The sequence below is a fragment of the Pseudomonas sp. LBUM1678 genome (assembly GCF_059695575.1).
In genome coordinates this window covers 2,858,140-2,876,388 of record NZ_CP166775.1, presented here as the reverse complement: position 1 = coordinate 2,876,388, position 18,249 = coordinate 2,858,140, and the positions used below count along the sequence as shown (strand labels likewise).

Annotated in this window: 20 protein-coding genes; 14 read left to right on the top strand and 6 right to left on the bottom strand. The window is 59.0% G+C overall.

What is annotated here, in order from left to right:
• Window positions 1-93: 93 nt before the first annotated feature.
• Window positions 94-1,221, top strand: a complete 1,128-nt coding sequence (locus tag ACA070_RS13295) for a DmpA family aminopeptidase (protein ID WP_497451518.1) — start codon at window positions 94-96, stop codon at window positions 1,219-1,221.
• Between the two features lie 49 nt (window positions 1,222-1,270).
• Here ACA070_RS13295 and ACA070_RS13290 read toward each other — a convergent pair whose 3' ends face one another.
• Window positions 1,271-1,723 carry a cupin domain-containing protein gene (locus tag ACA070_RS13290; RefSeq protein ID WP_497451517.1) on the bottom strand — a complete coding sequence of 151 codons (453 nt, stop codon included), beginning with the start codon at window positions 1,721-1,723 and terminating at the stop codon, window positions 1,271-1,273.
• 145 nt (window positions 1,724-1,868) lie between these two features.
• Window positions 1,869-2,318 carry a winged helix-turn-helix transcriptional regulator gene (locus tag ACA070_RS13285; RefSeq protein ID WP_497451516.1) on the bottom strand — a complete coding sequence of 150 codons (450 nt, stop codon included), beginning with the start codon at window positions 2,316-2,318 and terminating at the stop codon, window positions 1,869-1,871.
• Window positions 2,319-2,512: 194 nt separating this feature from the next.
• Between ACA070_RS13285 and ACA070_RS13280 the strand changes: the two genes are divergently transcribed.
• The 6 genes from ACA070_RS13280 to msrA all read left to right on the top strand — a co-directional run bounded on the left by ACA070_RS13280 (window position 2,513) and on the right by msrA (window position 6,558).
• A complete protein-coding gene (locus ACA070_RS13280; RefSeq protein WP_497451515.1) occupies window positions 2,513-3,295 on the top strand; it encodes an SDR family NAD(P)-dependent oxidoreductase in 783 nt (260 codons plus the stop codon).
• 170 nt (window positions 3,296-3,465) lie between these two features.
• A complete protein-coding gene (locus tag ACA070_RS13275) occupies window positions 3,466-3,885 on the top strand; it encodes an organic hydroperoxide resistance protein (RefSeq protein ID WP_497451514.1) in 420 nt (139 codons plus the stop codon).
• A 538-nt stretch (window positions 3,886-4,423) separates the two neighbouring features.
• Complete coding sequence (locus ACA070_RS13270) at window positions 4,424-4,876, top strand: Ohr family peroxiredoxin (RefSeq protein WP_461954486.1); 453 nt, start codon at window positions 4,424-4,426, stop codon at window positions 4,874-4,876.
• 112 nt (window positions 4,877-4,988) lie between these two features.
• Window positions 4,989-5,441 (top strand): Ohr family peroxiredoxin, encoded by a 453-nt coding sequence (locus ACA070_RS13265; protein WP_497451513.1) that lies wholly within the window; start codon window positions 4,989-4,991, stop codon window positions 5,439-5,441.
• 145 nt (window positions 5,442-5,586) lie between these two features.
• Entirely contained in the window at window positions 5,587-6,048 is a 462-nt protein-coding gene (locus ACA070_RS13260) for a MarR family winged helix-turn-helix transcriptional regulator (protein WP_462027520.1), read from the top strand.
• A 3-nt stretch (window positions 6,049-6,051) separates the two neighbouring features.
• Window positions 6,052-6,558 carry a peptide-methionine (S)-S-oxide reductase MsrA gene (gene msrA, locus ACA070_RS13255; protein ID WP_497451512.1) on the top strand — a complete coding sequence of 169 codons (507 nt, stop codon included), beginning with the start codon at window positions 6,052-6,054 and terminating at the stop codon, window positions 6,556-6,558.
• A 46-nt stretch (window positions 6,559-6,604) separates the two neighbouring features.
• Here msrA and ACA070_RS13250 read toward each other — a convergent pair whose 3' ends face one another.
• Both ACA070_RS13250 and ACA070_RS13245 read right to left on the bottom strand, forming a co-directional pair.
• Complete coding sequence (locus tag ACA070_RS13250; RefSeq protein WP_497451511.1) at window positions 6,605-7,693, bottom strand: polyamine ABC transporter substrate-binding protein; 1,089 nt, start codon at window positions 7,691-7,693, stop codon at window positions 6,605-6,607.
• Between the two features lie 38 nt (window positions 7,694-7,731).
• Window positions 7,732-9,033 (bottom strand): NAD(P)/FAD-dependent oxidoreductase, encoded by a 1,302-nt coding sequence (locus tag ACA070_RS13245; RefSeq protein ID WP_497451510.1) that lies wholly within the window; start codon window positions 9,031-9,033, stop codon window positions 7,732-7,734.
• Between the two features lie 148 nt (window positions 9,034-9,181).
• Here ACA070_RS13245 and ACA070_RS13240 point away from each other — a divergent pair, with 148 nt between their 5' ends.
• Window positions 9,182-10,075: a LysR substrate-binding domain-containing protein gene (locus ACA070_RS13240; protein WP_497451509.1), complete on the top strand. Its 894-nt coding sequence runs from the start codon at window positions 9,182-9,184 to the stop codon at window positions 10,073-10,075.
• 42 nt (window positions 10,076-10,117) lie between these two features.
• Here ACA070_RS13240 and ACA070_RS13235 read toward each other — a convergent pair whose 3' ends face one another.
• Complete coding sequence (locus tag ACA070_RS13235; protein WP_497451946.1) at window positions 10,118-11,041, bottom strand: LysR family transcriptional regulator; 924 nt, start codon at window positions 11,039-11,041, stop codon at window positions 10,118-10,120.
• 503 nt (window positions 11,042-11,544) lie between these two features.
• Between ACA070_RS13235 and ACA070_RS13230 the strand changes: the two genes are divergently transcribed.
• Window positions 11,545-12,921, top strand: coding sequence for an MFS family transporter (locus tag ACA070_RS13230; protein ID WP_497451508.1), 1,377 nt, complete (start codon window positions 11,545-11,547; stop codon window positions 12,919-12,921).
• A 132-nt stretch (window positions 12,922-13,053) separates the two neighbouring features.
• On the opposite strand, the gene ACA070_RS13225 is transcribed toward ACA070_RS13230, so the two are convergent.
• Window positions 13,054-13,947 (bottom strand): LysR family transcriptional regulator, encoded by an 894-nt coding sequence (locus tag ACA070_RS13225; RefSeq protein WP_497451507.1) that lies wholly within the window; start codon window positions 13,945-13,947, stop codon window positions 13,054-13,056.
• Between the two features lie 104 nt (window positions 13,948-14,051).
• Between ACA070_RS13225 and ACA070_RS13220 the strand changes: the two genes are divergently transcribed.
• The 5 genes from ACA070_RS13220 to ACA070_RS13200 all read left to right on the top strand — a co-directional run bounded on the left by ACA070_RS13220 (window position 14,052) and on the right by ACA070_RS13200 (window position 18,237).
• Window positions 14,052-14,720 carry an RraA family protein gene (locus ACA070_RS13220; protein WP_497451506.1) on the top strand — a complete coding sequence of 223 codons (669 nt, stop codon included), beginning with the start codon at window positions 14,052-14,054 and terminating at the stop codon, window positions 14,718-14,720.
• Window positions 14,717-15,379, top strand: a complete 663-nt coding sequence (locus tag ACA070_RS13215) for an RraA family protein (RefSeq protein ID WP_497451505.1) — start codon at window positions 14,717-14,719, stop codon at window positions 15,377-15,379. Before ACA070_RS13220 ends, ACA070_RS13215 begins: the two co-directional genes overlap by 4 nt.
• Complete coding sequence (locus ACA070_RS13210; protein WP_497451504.1) at window positions 15,379-16,017, top strand: RraA family protein; 639 nt, start codon at window positions 15,379-15,381, stop codon at window positions 16,015-16,017. Before ACA070_RS13215 ends, ACA070_RS13210 begins: the two co-directional genes overlap by 1 nt.
• Window positions 16,014-17,228, top strand: a complete 1,215-nt coding sequence (locus tag ACA070_RS13205) for a pyridoxal phosphate-dependent aminotransferase (protein WP_497451503.1) — start codon at window positions 16,014-16,016, stop codon at window positions 17,226-17,228. The genes ACA070_RS13210 and ACA070_RS13205 overlap by 4 nt, the downstream gene beginning before the upstream one ends.
• Before the next feature lie 112 nt (window positions 17,229-17,340).
• Window positions 17,341-18,237, top strand: coding sequence for a LysR family transcriptional regulator (locus ACA070_RS13200; RefSeq protein ID WP_497451502.1), 897 nt, complete (start codon window positions 17,341-17,343; stop codon window positions 18,235-18,237).
• The last annotated feature ends 12 nt before the right edge of the window (window positions 18,238-18,249 follow it).

The window sequence follows — 18,249 nt, the reverse complement described above, 5'->3', positions numbered from 1 at the left end:
GAACGCGGCCCGAACCGAACGCAGGCTTCGCCAGCTGCTACAGGGATCGCGTCAGCCACGCATTTTTTGAATAAATAGAAGATGAGAAAAACGATGAAACCACGTGCCCGCGATTTGAATATCCAATTCGGCCAACTGCAACCCGGCCCACTCAACGCCATCACCGATGTGCCCGGCGTGCGTGTCGGCCACAGCGATGTGCGCGGCCGCACTGCCAATGGCCGCGACATCTACACCGGGGTGACCCTGATCGAACCGCGTGCCGGATCGACCAATCAGCAACCGTGCTTTGCCGGCGTCCATGTGCTCAACGGCAACGGCGACGCCACGGGTCTTGAGTGGATTCGTGAAGCCGGGCTGCTGACCAGTCCGATCGCCTTCACCAACACTCACAGCCTGGGCGTGGTGCGGGATGCGCTGATTGCTCTGGATCGAGAAGCTCAGCCCGATGACGGGCGACTTTACTGGAACATGCCGGTGGTGCTGGAGACCTTCGACGGTCTGCTCAGCGACATCAACGGCTTTCATGTGAAGCCCGAGCATGTGGCCGAGGCCCAGCGCAATGCCGCGGGCGGACCGGTGATGGAAGGCGCGGTGGGCGGCGGCAGCGGGATGATCTGTCACGAATTCAAGGGGGGCATCGGCACGTCGTCGCGGCAATTGAGCAAGGCTCAGGGCGGCTGGACCGTCGGCGCCATCGTCCAGGCCAACCATGGCATTCGCAATGAACTGCGTGTCGATGGTTACCCGGTCGGGCGCTATATGGAACAGGCTGACTCACCGTTCCTCAGGGCATCGCTGCCGTATCCGGGGATGGGCTCGATCGTCGTTTGCCTGGCCACCGATGCGCCGCTGCTGCCGCATCAATGCACGCGCCTCGCACAGCGTGCCAGCCTCGGGCTTGCCCGTACCGGCGGCGGCAACGAAGACCACAGCGGCGACATTTTCATCGCCTTCGCCACCGGCAACCAACACGTGCCACCAGCCGCTTACGAAGGGAAAGGTGCGCCCACCTGTGACAACCTGAGCATGGTCAACAACGACCACATCAGCGAGTTGTTTTTGGCCGCGACTGAAGCAGTAGAGGAAGCGATCATCAACGCCCTGCTGGCCGCTGAAACCACTGAAGGTAACGGCCACACAGTGCCGGGACTAGATGCGAAAACACTGCTCAAGGCCTTGCGCCAGGCCGGTTGGCCAGGGGAGACAGCCGGGATCTGAAGACGCTGTTCACCATGCCGCCCGATGCACTGCATCGGGCGGCTATCGCTTATTTATCCAGGATCAACAGCGGTGTGCCTTTTTTCACGAGGTAGGTCGCCAGCTCCGAGGCCTTGCCGTCACCGACGTTCTTCGCGACGTGCGATGTGCCTGCCGGGATGTACAAGGAGTCGCCGGCCTTAAGCGTGATCGGCGCCCGACCTTCAAGCTGATACTCGAAGGTGCCCGAGATCACGTAAGCGACTTCCACGCCAGGGTGCGAATGCTTGGGGGATACGACGCCCGGGTCGAAATCGACACGAACCTGAATCACCTCACCCTTGGAAATATCGAGGTCCTCGCGCACCAGGTCCGTGCGGTGAAGGCCTGTCTGCCAGCTTTTTGCCGGAGTGGCTTGCGCGGGCGCTTTTGCTTCTTCAGCCGCGAATGCGTTGAGTGAAACGGCGGCAGCCAGGGCGATGCCGAGCAGGCCTGCGGTGTGACGGGATTTGATACGGGACATCGCAATTCTCCAAAGAATGCCGCGGTTGCGGTGGCTTCATTACGAGGTCGCTGTGTATCGCGCAGGTGTCGAGAAAAGCGTGGTTTTGTATGCCCAGGTAACTATCGGTGCCGGGGATACGTTCGGATACAACCGCGGGCGCACGTCAGTGCGGTACGCCCAGTTTGGTCACGATGTCTTCTGGCTTAAGACGTCGCCCGTCCGTTGAAACCAACTGCAGTTTCTGGATCGGCTGACGATCCTTTGCGTCGACCATGACGGACCCCGCTTCGCCGGGCTCGTATAAAAACTCGTTGCCCCACTGCGACAGGGCAATGAGGACGGTCTGCAACGCCCTGCCCTTTTCCGTTAGCACATACTCCTTGTAAATACTCCCGTCAGCAGCCGGTTCCATGCGCATCACCCCTTCTGTCACCAGGCCTTTGAGGCGGGTACTCAGGATGTTCTTCGCGACATTCAGGCTTTTCTGAAAATCACTGAAGCGCTTCGTGCCTGAGAGCGCATCACGAATGATCAGCAAGGACCACCAGTCGCCAATGAGATCCAGGGATCGAGCGACCGGACAGGGATTGCCCTGCAAGCTTTTGCGCTTCACGTAAACGAACCTCCAAAAAAGGGTGCCAACGCTGATGTAAATGTTTCAGTCGGCATGTGGTTGCATAATACAACCAACGCTGGTAAAAATCACAGCACTTGGTTTCATGACAAAACCAGTAACCCGTTTTCTGTGCCAGACGCACAGTCACTTCGCCATCAATGGTTGCATAATAAAACCGTAGGAGATTCCCAATGAAACTGGCTGGAAAAACTGCATTCATCACCGGCGGCAACAGCGGCCTCGGCCTGGCCACCGCCAAACTGTTTATCGCCGAAGGCGCAAAAGTGGCGATCACCGGTCGCAGTCAAAAAACCCTGGATGAAGCCCGGGAGGCGCTGGGGCCAAACCTGCTGGCGATCAAGGCAGACCTGACCGACGTGAAAGAGATCGAGCGCGCCGTATCAGCAGCGGTCGCGGTATTCGGCAAGCTGGATATCGTGTTCGCCAATGCCGGCATTGCGGGATTGACCCCGGTCGGCGGCACCACGCTGGAAACGTTCCAGAACATCATCAACACCAACCTCACCGGCACGTTTTTTACCGTGCAAGCGGCCGAACCGCACCTCAACCCGGGGGCTTCGATCATTTTGAACGGGTCGGTGCACGCCGACATGGGCTGGCCGGCATACAGCGCCTACGCCGCCACCAAAGGCGCCGTTCGCTCGATGACACGAGTGATGGCCGCAGAATTTGCTCCCCGTGGCATTCGCGTCAACCAGATCACGCCCGGGGCTGCGCGTACGCCGGTCTGGAACCCCCATGCCGCCAAGGTTGGAATGGATGCACTGGAGGAAAAACTGAAGACCACCATCCCGCTCGGTCGCATCGGTGAAGCGCATGAAGTCGCTACCGTCGCCCTGTTCCTCGCTTCCAGCGATTCTTCAAACGTCGTAGGCGCAGAGATTGTCGTCGATGGCGGTGCAACCAGTTCGCCTCTGGGCGCACCGGCTCACAGAAAAAACTGGCAGGCGTAACGGGTTTGTATCGGTGTGTATGTTCGCAGGCGATCTTACACAGCGATACACAACCACAGGATCAGGACACATAGGCACTACATAAAGGTGAAAAAGTGGGGACCTCACCCCTTCGCCCAAAGAACCGGCGGCAACAGGTGAGGCCCCCAACCTTTAGCAGGAACCCCGTCATGATCAATGAAATCGACACCGTGCTGTATACCGGCAAGACCCACACGATTGGCGGCCGCAACGGCGAGTCGCGAAGCGACGATGGACGTCTGGACATCAAGCTTTCCCCGCCCGGCTCTTCAGGCGCCGGGACCAATCCGGAACAGCTGCTGGCTGCAGGTTGGTCGGCCTGCTTTATCGGTGCGATCGGTAAAGCGGCTGCTGCGCTGAAGGTGACTTTGCCGAGCGACGTCGCCGTTGATGCCGAAGTGGATCTGGGCAAGACCGAAAACGCCTTTTTCCTCCAGGCGCGCCTCAATGTCAGCCTTCCGGGCCTGGAGCCTGCTGTTGCACGGGCGTTGGTCGATGCCGCGCACCAGACCTGCCCGTACTCCAAAGCGACCCGTGGCAACATCGACGTCACGATCAATCTGATCTAATCCAGGCACCCAATGCGGCCTGCCTTCCCGGCAGGCTGTATCTGATAGCAGTTTTCCATCCTGCCACTTTTCCGGAAGGACGAAATCGGTCTAAAAAGCCCGGTTTGCGTTCCGCAGCCTTTGCTATTCTAAATTCTGTAGGTGAAGACGCAGACTGATGCGCAAGAGGATAGCGAGGAAGCGTGGGGCGCGCTCCTAAGGGTACACGGTTAGAAAGATCTCCGAGGTGAGGTCCAGCCCTTATGCCGTGTGAAGCAGGACAGCACAAAACTGTTCTGTCAGAAGCCTGATAAACCTTGTAAGCCAGAGACCAGCGCTGGCCACCTACTCGATTCCGAAGCCCGCCTTGTGCGGGCTTTTTCGTTGCGCAGAATCGGGAGCCAGTGCCACCTCCGCAGTCATTCGACCATTCGTCGCCAAGTCCCCCTTCCCCCTCTTGACTTGGAGTGGCGGCTGCGAGAGTATTATTTCAATCGCATACGACACAAACGTATACGACACATAAACAAACCCTAATGCACCTTTGAGGATTCACCCCATGAGCAAGATCGAAAAAGTCCTGGCCTCCGGCAAAACCCACACCACCATGAGCAGCACTGGCACCACGTCACGCGGCCATAACGGCAGCCTCGACATCGTGCTTTCGTCGCCGGGTAATGCCAAGCCAGTCCACGAATTCGAAGGCACCCAGCCGCACCCGAAAGCCGAGCAATTGTTCGCCGGTGCATGGTCGGCCTGCTACATCGCCGCCGTCGGTCTTGCCGCCAAGCAGCGCAACGTTGAGCTTCCATCCGATTTGTCCGTCGATATCGAAGTCGACCTCGGCCAGACCGGCGACGCATACTTCCTCCAGGCACGCCTGACGCTGCGGGCTCCAGGTCTGGATCACGGTGTAGCGACGGAAATCGCCCACGCAGCAGACCAGATCTGCCCGTACTCGAAAGCAACACGCGGCAACATCGACGTGGCCCTGAACGTTCTCACGGCCTGAAATACCGGGAAGCTTTAGTACCCTTTTGCATGTGTAGAAACATCACATATGTCGCATGCGATGTAAGCGCATACGCACAACAACCTTATTGAAACATTCAGGTAATCACCCCATGAGCAAGATCGAAAAAGTACTGGCCACCGGCAAAACCCACACCACCGCCAGCCGCACCGGCAACACTTCGCGCGGCCATAATGGCAGCCTCGACATCGCCATCTCGTCGCCCGGCAACGCCCAGCCAACGCACGTGTTCGCCGCCACCCAGCCGCACCCGGCCGCCGAGCAGCTGTTTGCCGGGGCATGGTCGGCCTGCTACACCGCCGCCGTCGGTCTGGTGGCCAATGACCTGAACGTGGTGCTGCCGGCGGATATGTCCGTCGACATCGAAGTCGACGTCGGTCAGACCGGTGCAGAGTACTTTCTTCAAGCTCGTTTGACCCTGCGCGTGCCCGGCCTGGCAGACGACATTGCGAAAACACTGGCGCACACCGCCGACCAGATTTGCCCGTACTCGAAGGCAACGCGCGGCAACATCGACGTGGACTTGAACGTCCTCACGGCGTGATGCACGGCGCGGCAGGTTCGACTCCCTGCGTTGAACCTGCTCCTTGCCGTTGATCACACCAACACTTACGGCACTTACGACACCATCGCACACGAGGTATATTTCACGCAGGCGACAAAGCCGTCTTTGACGAACGAGGCAACCCATGAAATCCACCGACAAAACGGTACCCGAAGACCTGAAGCTCTCCGACTTCCTGTGTTTTGCGGTCTATTCAACCAACCTCGCGTTCGGCAAGGCGTACAAGCCGATCCTCGAACACCTGGGCCTGACCTACACGCAATACATCACCATCGTTGCGCTGTGGGAGCAGGACAATCAGACCGTCGGCAGCCTCGGCGAAAAGCTGTTTCTTGAATCGAACACACTCACGCCGATCCTGAAGAAACTGGAAGCGATGGGCTTCCTGCAACGCCAGCGCGACCCTGAGGACGAGCGTCAGGTGCGCATCAACCTGACGAAACAAGGCAAGGCGTTGCGCGAAGACCAACCGGAAAACGGCCTCGCCGGCGCAACGGGCCTGACGCAAGACGAGTTCACGCTACTGCAGAAGGCGATCGTGACCCTGCGCAACAACCTGATCAAATCAATGAACACTGAGGAGTAAGCGATGACCACGCAAACTGAAACCGCAATCCTGGCCGGTGGCTGCTTCTGGGGCATGCAGGATCTGATAAGGAAACAAAAAGGCGTGCTGTCGACGCGCGTCGGTTACTCCGGGGGCGATGTGCCCAATGCAACTTACCGCAACCATGGCACCCACGCCGAAGCGATCGAGGTCGTGTTTGATCCGGCGATCACCAGCTACCGTGAGATCCTTGAGTTTTTCTTCCAGATCCATGACCCGTCGACCGCCAATCGTCAGGGCAATGACATCGGCCTCAGCTACCGCTCGGCGATTTTCTATCTGAACGAAGAGCAGCAAGCAGTAGCCGAAGACACCGCAGCCGATGTGGACGCCTCGAAAATCTGGCCCGGCCGGGTCGTGACTGAAATCGTGCCCGCCGGCCCGTTCTGGGAAGCAGAACCGGAGCATCAGGACTACCTCGAACGACTGCCGACCGGTTACACCTGTCATTTCATTCGGCCGAACTGGAAACTGCCGAAGCGAGCATGATGCGGTGAGGCCTGGGTTCCAGCCACGGAACCCGGGCGCCGTTCCGTCAGGTGTTGGTTTTCAACTTGGTCCACAGACGTGTGCTCAGCCGTGCAATCGCGGCGGGCAGGTCTTCGACGGTGAACAACTTGTCCATCACGTTTTTCGGCGGGTAGATCGCCAGGTCCTGTTTCACCGCCGGATTGACCAGCGTGTCCGCCGCCAGGTTCGGGTTGGCGTAATGGATGCTGTTGCTGATATTGGCGATGACGTCAGGCTTCAACAGGTAGTTCATGTACGCGTAGCCATCCTTCTCGTGGGGCGCGCTCTTGGGCATGACCACCATGTCCAGCCACAGGGTCGAGCCTTCGTCCGGGATCGAATAGGCGATCTCGATGCCATTCTTGGCTTCCTTGGCACTGGCCGCCGCTTGCACCACATCACCGTTGAAGCCAATCACCGCGCAAATATTGCCGTTGGCCAGGTCGCTGACGTACTTCGACGCATGGAAATACTGGATGTAAGGCCGGATCTTCAGCAACGCCTGCTCGGCTTTCTTGTAATCCGCCGGCTCGTGGCTGTGGGGCGCCAGCCCCAGGTAATTAAGAGTGATCGGCAGGATTTGCGTCGGGTTATCGATAATCGCCACGCCGCATTCACTCAACTTCTTGATGTTGTTCTCATCAAAAATCAGGCTCCAGGAATGGGTGACGTCGGTGGTGCCGAAGATCGCTTTGATTTTCTCGACGTTGTAGCCAATACCGGCCGTGCCCCACATGTACGGATAGCCGTACTGGTTGCCCGGGTCATTGACCTCGAGCTTTTTCATCAGCGCCGGATCAAGGTTTTTCCAGTTCGGCAGCTGGCTTTTGTCCAGCTTCTGAATCGCGCCGGCCTTGATCAATCGCGACAGGAAATGGTTCGAAGGGCTGACCACGTCATAACCGGTGTTGCCGGTCATCAGTTTTGATTCCAGCACTTCGTTGCTGTCATGAATGTCGTACGTCGCCTTGATCCCGGTTTCCTTGGTGAAGTTGCTCAAGGTGTCGTCGGCGATGTAGCCGTTCCAGTTGGAAATATTGACCTCTTCAGCCGCCTGAGTGGCCGCCGAAAATGCCGTGAGCGCAACCATCAGGGAAATAGTATTGACCTGCATGTTCAATCACCTTTTTGTTCTTTTGTGATAACCGGAAACTAGATTTCTGTCCTGGCCCGGACGGCTTCGACGCGCATCCGAAACATCGCGCCAATGTCGAGCAAGGGTCGAGGTGGGAGCCAGCCGGGCTGGGCTCTATCCATCACGGAATCGAGCATCGGCGAGCCAACACCCGATGCCAGTTCGGCGAGCAGTCGGCCCCAAAGGGTGCCGCGCGCCACGCCCGAACCATTGCAGCCGGCCACAGCAAACACGCCCTCTTCCACCCTGGAAAAAAACGGCTGCCCGGAGCGCGAGGCGCTCAGGTGTCCGGTCCAGGTGTGCTGGATATCCTGCTCGGTCAGCCACGGGAAACGCCGCTGCAAACCCAATACGTGGTGTTGGCGACGGATCGCCAGTTCATGGCCGGACAAATCCCGCGAGCGGTATTCCGCCGTGTTGCGGATCATCACCCGACGATCCGGTGTCAGCCGCACCGTGGCGCCGAGCGGCCGGGTAGACAGCACGCCCCAAGGCTCGACACTGCCGATGTTGCGAAACTCTTCGTCACTCAACGGCCGCGTAAGGCTGGCGCTGAGCTCCATGGCAAAGGTGCCGCTGTCCTGAATGCCGGCACGCGGCACGAAGGCGTTGAGGCAGATCAGCACCTGCCTGGCCTCGATGCTGCCATCGATGCCGTTGGCCCGCACACGCCCTTTACCCAAACGATCGAGGCCGGTGATGTCGGTGTTTTCGTAAACGGTGACCGACTCCGGCAGCGCCTCCAGCAAACCCTTCACGTACTTCGCCGGTTGCAGCAACGCGTTGCCCTTGCCGCACCAGATCGCGGCGCGGTAATGCCGGGTGCCGAGTTTTTGATTCAGTTGCTCACCTTCAAAAAACTCCGCGGATGCACCGAGTGCCCGCAAGGTGTGCAGCTTTTCGTCGATGTGGGTCAGCTTGCCGGGATCGCTGACGGCGAAGAAATAGCCAGAGTCCCGGAAATCGCACTCGATGGCATGACGGGCAATCACCTCGCGCACTTCCGCACCGGCGGCACGGGAAATCGTCGTGTCCACCTCGAACCCGGCAAACCCGGAACTGCCAATCAGTTCATCGTTGGCGGGGTGTTCGTGGGCCACCACGAACCCGGAATTGCGCGCCGATGCGCCCTGCGCCGCGCGTTGCCGGTCGACCACCACGATGCGCGCCTGCGGGTGCATTTGCGCCAGCGCATGGGCGGCACTCAGGCCGGTAATGCCGGCACCGATGATGAGCCAATCGGCTTTTTGCGCGCCGATCAGACGATCACGCGCCGGAGCACTTCCTGCTTGCGCGATCCAGCCACATTCATTATTCATGCGTCACCTGCCTAGACTGTCGTTCTGCTCGCCGGCACATGCGGTAATTGCATAGGCAATGAGAGATGGCGGCTGCTACGGCTAGAATTTATTAGGTCTTCGGTGATACAACCAACGTTATAAATTCATTGAGCCATTCATAAAACGCATGGATAAGATTCGTCACGTCCCCTCCCTTCAAGCCATGCAGGCACTGGTGGAAGTTGCTGACTCGGGCAGCTTTACCCAAGCGGCACAAAAGCTCTGCCTGACCCAAAGTGCCGTCAGCCGGCAAATCCAGCAGCTGGAAAGTCATTTCGGCGTGCCGATGTTCGTCCGCAGCAGCCGCAGCATTCGCCTGACCCCGGAAGGCGAACAGGTATTGGCCAGTGCGCGCAATATTCTCGAACAACTGAAAACCCTTGAGGATCGGCTGTCTCCGCAAAAACGCCCGTTCCGCATCCGCATGCACGTCTCGTTGGCGGTGCGCTGGTTGCTGCCGAAACTGAGCGACTTCTATCGCTCTCACCCGGACATTTCCCTGTCGATCGAAACCGTGGCGACGGAGATCGTCGAGCCGGCCAGCGACAGCGACGCCTACATCCTCTACCTGCCCGAACCGTCCAGCGATCCCGCCTGCCTGACCCTGTTCGAGGAAGCGCTGGTGCCGGTGTGTGCGCCCGGCCTGGCCAGCGCCACCCAGCCGCTGGCGTCGATGGAGGATCTGGTGCGGTTCCCGCTGCTGCACCGTTCGGCCGACCAGCAAGCCTGGATTGAGTGGCTGGCCGCCAATGATGGCAGGCCGCTGGGGGACTATCGGCACATTCCCTTCAACCTCGACGAATTGGCGCTCGATGCTGCGGCGCGCGGGCTGGGGGTGGCGGTGACAGACTTGACCCTGGCGCAGGAATCGATTGATCGCGGGGTGCTGGTCGTTCCGTTTGGGCGCCCGTTGAAGACGCGGGGTCTCTACTCGTTGTACCTGCAACCTTCGGCGGCTTCTCATCCGGCGTGTGCGCTGGTCATGCAATGGTTTGCCGGGCAGGTCGAACAGCACGAATGAGGTTTGACTCTTATCAATCGATGGCTATGCGATTTTTATCGCTCAGAGCATGTGTCCAGCCCAGATCCTGCGATTAACCAGATCGACAGCAATCTCAATGAACGCATCCCCTACGAATTTGGCTGCCGGACTGACTCGCCTGTCCGCGGGAAACACCTGGACCAATTTACGCATGGGAATGGGGTCGACCAAGGGCGCCGCACTGAGCACACCCGATTCGATTTGCGCGTAAATCGATGCCAGAGGCAAAGCGGTCAAGCCGAAGCCATTGCGGACCAGGTCGATCATCGCGCCGAAAGAGTCGGCTTCAACGCTCGTCTTCAGCTTGATCCCGACTTCACGCGCACAGTTATCCAGAATCAGGCGAAGACTGTGCCGAGCGCTTGGCAATACCAAGGGCTGCTCAGTCAACGACGCGAATGACACCGGCGCATCAAGGCGCAGGTTGGCACTGGCGGGACCGACCAGCAGCAGATTTTCCATCATCACCGGCACGATACGTAGCGTGTGCAAGGGTTGGGGGTCGTAAGAGATTGCCAGTTCCAGTTCACCACGCTGAACCCAATCGAGCAGGTAGCCGCTGAAAGCCGAGGAAAACCTGATGGCGAGATTCGGATGCGCCTCTTTGATCTTGCGCACCAGAGGGACGGTGACTATTTCCGCTACCGTCGGCGTTGTACCGATGACGACCAATCCCCGAAAAGAAGACCTTCCACCCACCACCGAACTTCGAATGGACTCCATTTCTTCCATGATGCGGGTGGCATGCGCCAGCACTTCGCGGCCGGCATCCGTTATTTCCATACCTCGCCCATGCCGATCAAACAGGTAGGTGCCCAGTTCTTTTTCCAGCAATCGAATCTGTCGGCTCAGTGCCGGCTGTGCAATGTGTAGCCGATCGGAGGCCTTGCTCAAGCTGCCCAGCTCGGCCACGTGAATCAGGGTTTTGAGTTGAACGACATCCATTACCAGGCCAGTCAAAGTCGGGCTCGGCGCGATATGCGTCGAAAGTAGTGTGAGTGTAAACGCATTGGCGCTCAGTGAAATGCCGCAGGCCCGCATCGTATAAGCCTTGGCGGCGTTCGAGCCGATCCCATTGCCCCACCCTCCGGGCCTACGCGACAAGCTATAAAATTTCGGTATATCAGTTAGGCCCTGCTGACGGCTTATTACCCTCGTCACTCTGCGGTAGCGTGCAATCAACGTCGGCGCCAAGCGCGCCCGACTAACTACAAGAATAAGATTCGAGGACTCGCGCCATGATTTACTACCTTCCTCTTTACCCGAGCTACCTGTTTTATACGGACAGTGAACAGCTGACCTCTCGCCTGTACCTCCCTCCTCCGATCACCTGGCCGTCAGCGGGTTAAAGCCGCTGCGTCAAGCACATCAACCCGTCGAGCCAGCAGCGTCGGAGACGCCTCAGTGTGCTCCTCGTATCGCCTCGCCTTGAACAAAGGGTGAACACCATGTCCGCATCAACTTCAGACTCAACAGGCCACGTTACCAAGACCGATCCGGTGAAAAGTCCGAATCGTGTCAGAGCCATCATGGGTGCCTGTTCAGGCAATCTGGTGGAGTGGTACGATTTTTTCATTTACGCCTATACAGCCATTTATTTCGCGGCCTCGTTTTTCCCCAAAGGCGACACAACCAGCCAACTGCTGGCAACCGCCGGCGTCTTTGCCGTTGGTTTTTTCATGCGTCCGCTCGGTGGCTGGATTTTCGGCTGGATTGCCGACACCCGTGGTCGTAAGGTCTCGATGATTATCTCGGTATTCATGATGTGCGCCGGTTCGCTGCTGATCGCCGTCATGCCGACCTACGAATCCATTGGTGTGGCTGCCCCGATCCTGCTCGTTATCGCCAGGTTGATACAGGGCCTGTCTGTTGGCGCAGAGTACGGCACCGGTGCCACCTATATCAGTGAAATCGCGACACCCGGTCGTCGATGTTTCTATGGTTCCTTTCAGTACTTCACCATCATTGCCGGTCAACTGCTGGCCTTGATGACCGTGGTGATTCTCCAGCAAACCCTGACGGGCGATGAGTTGCGCGAATGGGGCTGGAGAATTCCATTCTTCATCGGTGCCTTGAGCTCGATCGTGGTGGTGTATCTGCGGCGCGCCATGCATGAAACCGCGACCACGAAAGACATGAACCGCAAGGATGCAGGCTCTCTGCGCGGCATGTTCAAACACAAACGCGCCGTGGCTCTGGTGGTGGCGTTCACGATTGGCGGTTCGCTGTATTTCTACACCTTCACCACTTACATGCAGAAGTTTCTGGTGATCTCGGCCGGTTTCAGCCCGGAAACGGTCAGCTTCATCATGACGGCAGCCCTGGTCGGCTTCATGTTCTGTCAGCCGCTCTTTGGTTTGCTTGCCGACCGCATCGGGATCAAGACGCACATGCTGATGTTTTCAGGGTTGGCCATGCTGCTGGTGATCCCGCTGCTCTACTCGTTGCAGTCGGTCAGCAACCCGTTTATGGCGTTCCTGCTGGTGTTTGGCGGCCTGGTCATTGCGTCGCTCTACACCCCGGTTGCCGGGATCGTCAAAGCGGAACTGTTCCCGCCAGCGGTGCGTGCGCTGGGCGTGGGCTTTCCGTACGCCGTCGGCAACGCGGCATTCGGCGGCACCGCCGAGTACGTGGCCTTGTCGCTCCGATCACAGGGTATCGAGGAGTATTTTTTCTTCTACGTCGCGGCGGTAGTGACCATCACCTTCATCGCTGCGATGTTGATGCCGAATCTGTCCCGCTACGGGTACATCAGCGGTTCCGGTGAGATCGAAGAGCGCACCGGGCTCAAAGGTTGTTCAAAACCGAGCGCTGCCAGGGCCTGACCATTACAGCGGCACGATAAAAAAGGGCCCGCTGGGTCCTTTTTGCGTCATGGCGCAGTGCTTGCGAAGAAAAGGATGCCCAGTGAATGCAGCAAATGGCTGATTGAAGAACGCTTTGATACGTCAAACCTATCAGGACCGGGTTCGAAACCGGGCGACCAACTCGTCCACCAGCGGATTGGCCCTGTCCGTATTCCAGGCCACTGCGGTAGTCACGACATTCAGTGGCTTGCTCAGCGGTCGTAACACCACATTATCGGGCGCGAGTTTTTTCAGTGAGGCCGGGACCAGGGCGATGCCTTGCCCATAGCTGACAAACGCGATTTGGGAAGCCACAGAGCGCACTTCATGTAGCACCCGAGGGGAAAAGCCGCTGGCCCGGCAGGTCGCAATCAGGTTGTCGAAGTAGACCGGGCTGACCTTTCGGGAAAACATCACCAACGATTCGTTGGACAAACTGGACAGGCTGATCCGCTTGCGCGAAGCCAGCGGATGATCAATGGGCAAGGCCACGACCAGCCGATCCTCGGTCAGCGGCAACGATTTGATCGAGGCCCCGAGGTCACCGTCCAGGCGGGCGAAAGCCAAGTCGATGTCGCCGGCCTCCAGCGCAGGAACCGCTTCGACGCTGTCGATCTCCCGCACGGACACAGTGAGTTGCGGGTAATCACTCTTCAGTTGCTCGATCAAGCCCGGCAACACATCAAACATGGCCGTGGAAATTGCGCCGATGGTCAACATCCCTGACTGCCCCGCAACCGCCTCTTCCACCGCCAGTTCCAGGCGCTCCAGTTGCTCGGCGAATTTACGCACCGCCGGCAGGATCGCCGCGCCGACGGGGGTCAGTTTCGCCCCGCGTCGCGAGCGGTCGAACAGCTTGACCTTGAGCGCCTGCTCCAGCACCTGGATCTGTTCGCTCAGCGGTGGCTGGGACATTCCCAGGCGCTTGGCGGCGCGGCCAAAATTCTGTTCTTCGGCGACGGCCAGGAACAACCAGAGGTGACGAATCAGGCGGAAATTGATCATGATCATTCCATAGGTTTAACGTATCTAATACTTCTGTGATTAGTAATATACCTATCAAATTACCTCGCCGACACTGGGCGCCTCCGTCACCACAGGGCTCCCCCATGATCCATGAGAGTTTGCTCAATCGCTTGGCGGCGCTGGATACCAACACGGTCTCCGATGCGCTCGACTTCCTCGGCCTGCCGGGTGCCACCGTTGGGCTGCGCCCCTTGTGGAACTGCCCAAGGATTGCCGGTCGCGCCAGTACCGTGCTGCTGGCCCCCAAGTCCGATAACGTCCCCACGGTGCACCTGATTACGCCAGTGATTGAACAGATTGCCAGCGACGATCGTGTGTTGGTGATCGCCGGCGGCATCGAAGGTATTTCCTGCTGGGGCGACATCCTCGCCAACGCCGCGGCCGGCAAGCACGTACGCGGCACGGTGATCGACGGTTTCAGTCGCGACATCGACGGCAGCGAAGCGATTGGCTACCCGGTTTACGGCCGCGGCGTGACCATGATCAGCGCGCGCAATCGGGTGGTGCAGATTGATGCGGGTGTCACGATCACCGTAGCCGGTGTCGACGTCAGTGAGGATGACTACCTGATCGCCGATAACTGCGGGACGGTGTTTATACCCAAGGCTGAAATCGAGAAGGTACTCGACCTTGGCGAGCGCATCGCCCGCCGCCAGGACGGCATGGTCGAGGCTGTTCGCAGCGGCCGCTCAGTCGCCGAAGTGATGCATGACACCCAGTTCGAAGCGATCCACGTGGAGCACGCCCGATGAATTTTGAAGACAAAGAACTGGTCGCCTTGTTTGCAGGCCTGGACACCCCTGGCGTATCTGACGCAATGGACAAACTCGGTCTGCCTGGCCAATGCCTCGGCGTGGCGCCACTGGACAATTACAGCAAGGTCGTCGTTGGACCTGCGTTCACCGTGCAGTACGTCTCGGCCAGCGTTCCTCCTGGCACCGTGGGTGATTTCATCGAAGACGTGGCGCCAGGCGACGTGGTGGTCATCGACAACGACGGCCGCACCGACTGCACCGTCTGGGGCGACATCATGACTCAGTACGCCGGCACTCGGCAGATCGCTGCCACGGTCATCGATGGTGTTTGCCGTGACGTGAACAAAGCACTGGGCGATGGCTATCCGATCTTCAGCAAAGGCCGCTTTATGCGCACCGGCAAAGACCGCGTGCAAGTTCAGTCGGTCAACCAGCCGGTGTCCATTGGTACGGCCCGGGTCTGTGCCCGCGACATCGTGGTCGCCGACGCCAACGGCGTGGTGATCGTCCCCCGCGCTCGTGCGGTTGAAGTGGCGGCGTGTGCCCGTCAGATCGAATCGATCGAAGCCGACATCCGCGCCCTGATCGCCCAAGGCAAAACCCTTAAAGAAGCCCGGGCCGCACTGGGTTACCACAGCTTGCAGAGGAAAGTCTGATGACCTCGCTCCCCCTTCCCCTGGATTTTCATGCACGGGCAAAAGTGCTGGGCAGCTCGACGCTGTATGAAGCATCCCATCTGCCTTGCGCTGTCGACAGTGCGATCCGCCCAATCTGGGACGGCGCCTTCATCTCCGCCCCCGCCTACCCTCTGGAATGTTCGCCGGGTGACAACCTCGCCCTGCACCTGGCGATGGAACGAGTGCCCCGTGGCAGCGTGCTGGTCGTGGGTACGGGTAGCTTCATCGCCGGTTATTGGGGCGAAGTGCTGACCGTGGCGGCCGAAGCGGCTGGCGTGGTCGGACTGGTGATCGATGGTGGCGTACGCGATATTGCGGCCCTGAAGAAACGCCAGTTCCCGGTGTTCGCCTGCGGGATCTCGGTGAAAGGCACGGTCAAGGCCAGCGCGCCTTCGGTGGGGCAACCGTTCAATTTCAACGGAGCTTTTGTGGCACAGGGCGACTGGGTGGTGGCCGACGACGACGGTGTGATCATCATTCCCAAGGCGAACGCAGCACGCACCCTGGCCGAAGGTGAAGCGCGCGCGAGCAAGGAGGCGCTGATGATGAAAGCGCTCACTGACGGCCGCACGACGCTGGAATTGATGAACCTCACAGAGTGGAGAACCCGGGCATGAGTACCGACATCCAACGGCTGAATCAGCGCCTGGCCAGCGCGCAACCATCGGCGACCTATCGCATCATAGACCGCGTGGCAGAACGTCGGGCGCAAGGTGCGCAGATCATTTCGCTGTGTGCCGGCGAGCCAGATTTCGATACGCCTAAACATGTACGTGAAGCTGCCATTCACGCTATTGAACACGGCCACACCCGCTACACCCAGGTCGCCGGTGTACGTTCACTGCGAGAAGCGGTGGCCGCCAAGTTCCGCCGTGAGAACGGCCTGGACGTCACCTGGCAAGACACCCTCGTCTGCAACGGTGGCAAGCAGGTGATCTACAATGCCTTGGCCGCGACCCTCAATGAGGGTGACGAAGTCATCGTGCCGGCGCCGTACTGGGTCAGTTATCCGGAGATGGTTCAACTGTGCGGCGGTGAAACCAGAATCGTCACCTGCGATGCCGATACCGGTTTCAAACTGACGCCCGCGGCGCTGGCCGCGGCGATCACGCCGCAGACCCGCTGGTTGATCCTCAACTCGCCGTCCAACCCGACGGGCGCGGTGTACAGCCGAGAAGAACTGCACGCGCTGGCTGAGGTTCTGCTGGCCCATTCCCACGTACTGATTCTGGCCGATGACATCTATGAACACCTGATCTTCGACGATCAAGCGTTCCATACCCTGGCACAGGTTGAACCACGGCTGGCAGCGCGAACCCTGACCATGAACGGTGTTTCCAAGGCCTATGCCATGACCGGCTGGCGCATCGGTTTTGCCACGGGGCCACGCTGGCTGCTGGAGGCCATGGAAAAACTGCAAGGTCAGCAGACCTCTGGTGCCAGTTCGATCTCACAACAGGCCGCACTCGCCGCGCTGGAGGGTCCCAAAGACTTCATTTACGAAAGCCGTGCCGCGTTCCAGGGGCGTCGCGATTTGATGGTGGAACTGTTGAACACCACACCGGGTCTTGAATGCGTCAGTCCAGCGGGGGCGTTTTACGCGTTCGCCTCCTGTGCGGGGCTGATCGGTCGTACCTCGGCGGGCGGTCGAGCGTTGCTCACCGATGAAGATGTCGCCCACGCGTTGCTCGACGAAGCGAATGTGGCCGTGGTGCATGGCAGCGCTTTTGGCCTTGGCCCCTACATTCGCATTGCCTACGCCCTGGATGACGCTTCATTGCGCAAGGCCTGCGAGGCCATCCGCGCGTTCTGTACCCGCCTGCGTTAATCCATCGCTGAAAAACCAACCCGGCCATGGCCGGGTTTTGCTGTTTATCAGCTGCGTAAACTCGATGCTTTTGGTAAATAATGGACCACTTTTTTTCAACCGAGCCTGAGCAATGATCACGTTCAAGCAACTGGAAGCTATTTACTGGATTGTGGAACTGGGTAGCTTCGAATCCGCAGCCATGAAACTGAACATGTCCCAGTCGGCCATCTCCAAGCGTATTCAGGAGTTGGAAGATGCCTTCGACATGCCCATTTTTGATCGTTCAAAACGCAGTGCGCGCCTGACGGAAAAAGGCACAGAGTTGTTCGAGCAGGCCACGGAGATTCTGCGCCAGCGCGATTACCTGCTTGAACGCATAAGCTCCAAGGAAGTGCTGGTCAGGCGCTTTCGCATCGGTGTCACCGAGCTGACCGCCATGACTTGGTTGCCGACGCTGGTCGAGGGGATTCGCAGTGCTTATCCCAAAGTGGTACTGGAACCCTCGGTCGAGCTCAGCACCGAACTGGTGGCTAAACTGGAGAACGATCAGCTTGACCTGATCATCGTTCCCGACATCTTTGCCGACGCGCGTTTCGTCAGCACCCCGCTGAGTTCGGTGGAGAACGCCTGGATGTGTGCACCTTCGCTGCATCAGGGTAACGAGATCATGAACATGCAGGCCATTTCCTCATACACCGTCCTGACTCAAGGCGGCGGCTCCGGGACCGGGTTAATCTATGAACGCTGGTTTGCCCAGAATGACGTCCGGGTCAACCGTACGATCAAAAGCAACTACCTGATCGCCCAGTTGGGCCTGACCCTGTCCGGTGTTGGCATCAGCTACCTGCCTCGCCAGTGTCTCTCGCCATTGGTGGACCAGGGCCGGCTGCAGGTCATCGAAACCGAGCCTGCGTTGCCTCCCATCCACTACATCGCCGTGCACCGCGCCGATCGACTTCAGGGCCTCAGTGTCGAGGTTGCACGTCTGGCAGCGCGCTGCTGTGATTTCAGCCGCATGGTGTGGTAACGCTAGCGCCAG

Bases quoted from the DNA above. Each gene is read 5' to 3' on its own strand.
- ACA070_RS13235 (WP_497451946.1), bottom strand. From the start codon at position 11,041: ATGGATGTCGTTCAACTCAAAACCCTGATTCACGTGGCCGAGCTGGGC.
- ACA070_RS13200 (WP_497451502.1), top strand. From the start codon at position 17,341: ATGATCACGTTCAAGCAACTGGAAGCTATTTACTGGATTGTGGAACTG.
- ACA070_RS13215 (WP_497451505.1), top strand. From the start codon at position 14,717: ATGAATTTTGAAGACAAAGAACTGGTCGCCTTGTTTGCAGGCCTGGAC.
- ACA070_RS13265 (WP_497451513.1), top strand. From the start codon at position 4,989: ATGAGCAAGATCGAAAAAGTACTGGCCACCGGCAAAACCCACACCACC.
- ACA070_RS13210 (WP_497451504.1), top strand. From the start codon at position 15,379: ATGACCTCGCTCCCCCTTCCCCTGGATTTTCATGCACGGGCAAAAGTG.
- ACA070_RS13250 (WP_497451511.1), bottom strand. From the start codon at position 7,693: ATGCAGGTCAATACTATTTCCCTGATGGTTGCGCTCACGGCATTTTCG.
- ACA070_RS13205 (WP_497451503.1), top strand. From the start codon at position 16,014: ATGAGTACCGACATCCAACGGCTGAATCAGCGCCTGGCCAGCGCGCAA.
- ACA070_RS13230 (WP_497451508.1), top strand. From the start codon at position 11,545: ATGTCCGCATCAACTTCAGACTCAACAGGCCACGTTACCAAGACCGAT.
- ACA070_RS13280 (WP_497451515.1), top strand. From the start codon at position 2,513: ATGAAACTGGCTGGAAAAACTGCATTCATCACCGGCGGCAACAGCGGC.
- ACA070_RS13270 (WP_461954486.1), top strand. From the start codon at position 4,424: ATGAGCAAGATCGAAAAAGTCCTGGCCTCCGGCAAAACCCACACCACC.
- msrA (WP_497451512.1), top strand. From the start codon at position 6,052: ATGACCACGCAAACTGAAACCGCAATCCTGGCCGGTGGCTGCTTCTGG.
- ACA070_RS13245 (WP_497451510.1), bottom strand. From the start codon at position 9,033: ATGAATAATGAATGTGGCTGGATCGCGCAAGCAGGAAGTGCTCCGGCG.
- ACA070_RS13275 (WP_497451514.1), top strand. From the start codon at position 3,466: ATGATCAATGAAATCGACACCGTGCTGTATACCGGCAAGACCCACACG.
- ACA070_RS13225 (WP_497451507.1), bottom strand. From the start codon at position 13,947: ATGATCAATTTCCGCCTGATTCGTCACCTCTGGTTGTTCCTGGCCGTC.
- ACA070_RS13220 (WP_497451506.1), top strand. From the start codon at position 14,052: ATGATCCATGAGAGTTTGCTCAATCGCTTGGCGGCGCTGGATACCAAC.
- ACA070_RS13240 (WP_497451509.1), top strand. From the start codon at position 9,182: ATGGATAAGATTCGTCACGTCCCCTCCCTTCAAGCCATGCAGGCACTG.
- ACA070_RS13260 (WP_462027520.1), top strand. From the start codon at position 5,587: ATGAAATCCACCGACAAAACGGTACCCGAAGACCTGAAGCTCTCCGAC.
- ACA070_RS13295 (WP_497451518.1), top strand. From the start codon at position 94: ATGAAACCACGTGCCCGCGATTTGAATATCCAATTCGGCCAACTGCAA.
- ACA070_RS13290 (WP_497451517.1), bottom strand. From the start codon at position 1,723: ATGTCCCGTATCAAATCCCGTCACACCGCAGGCCTGCTCGGCATCGCC.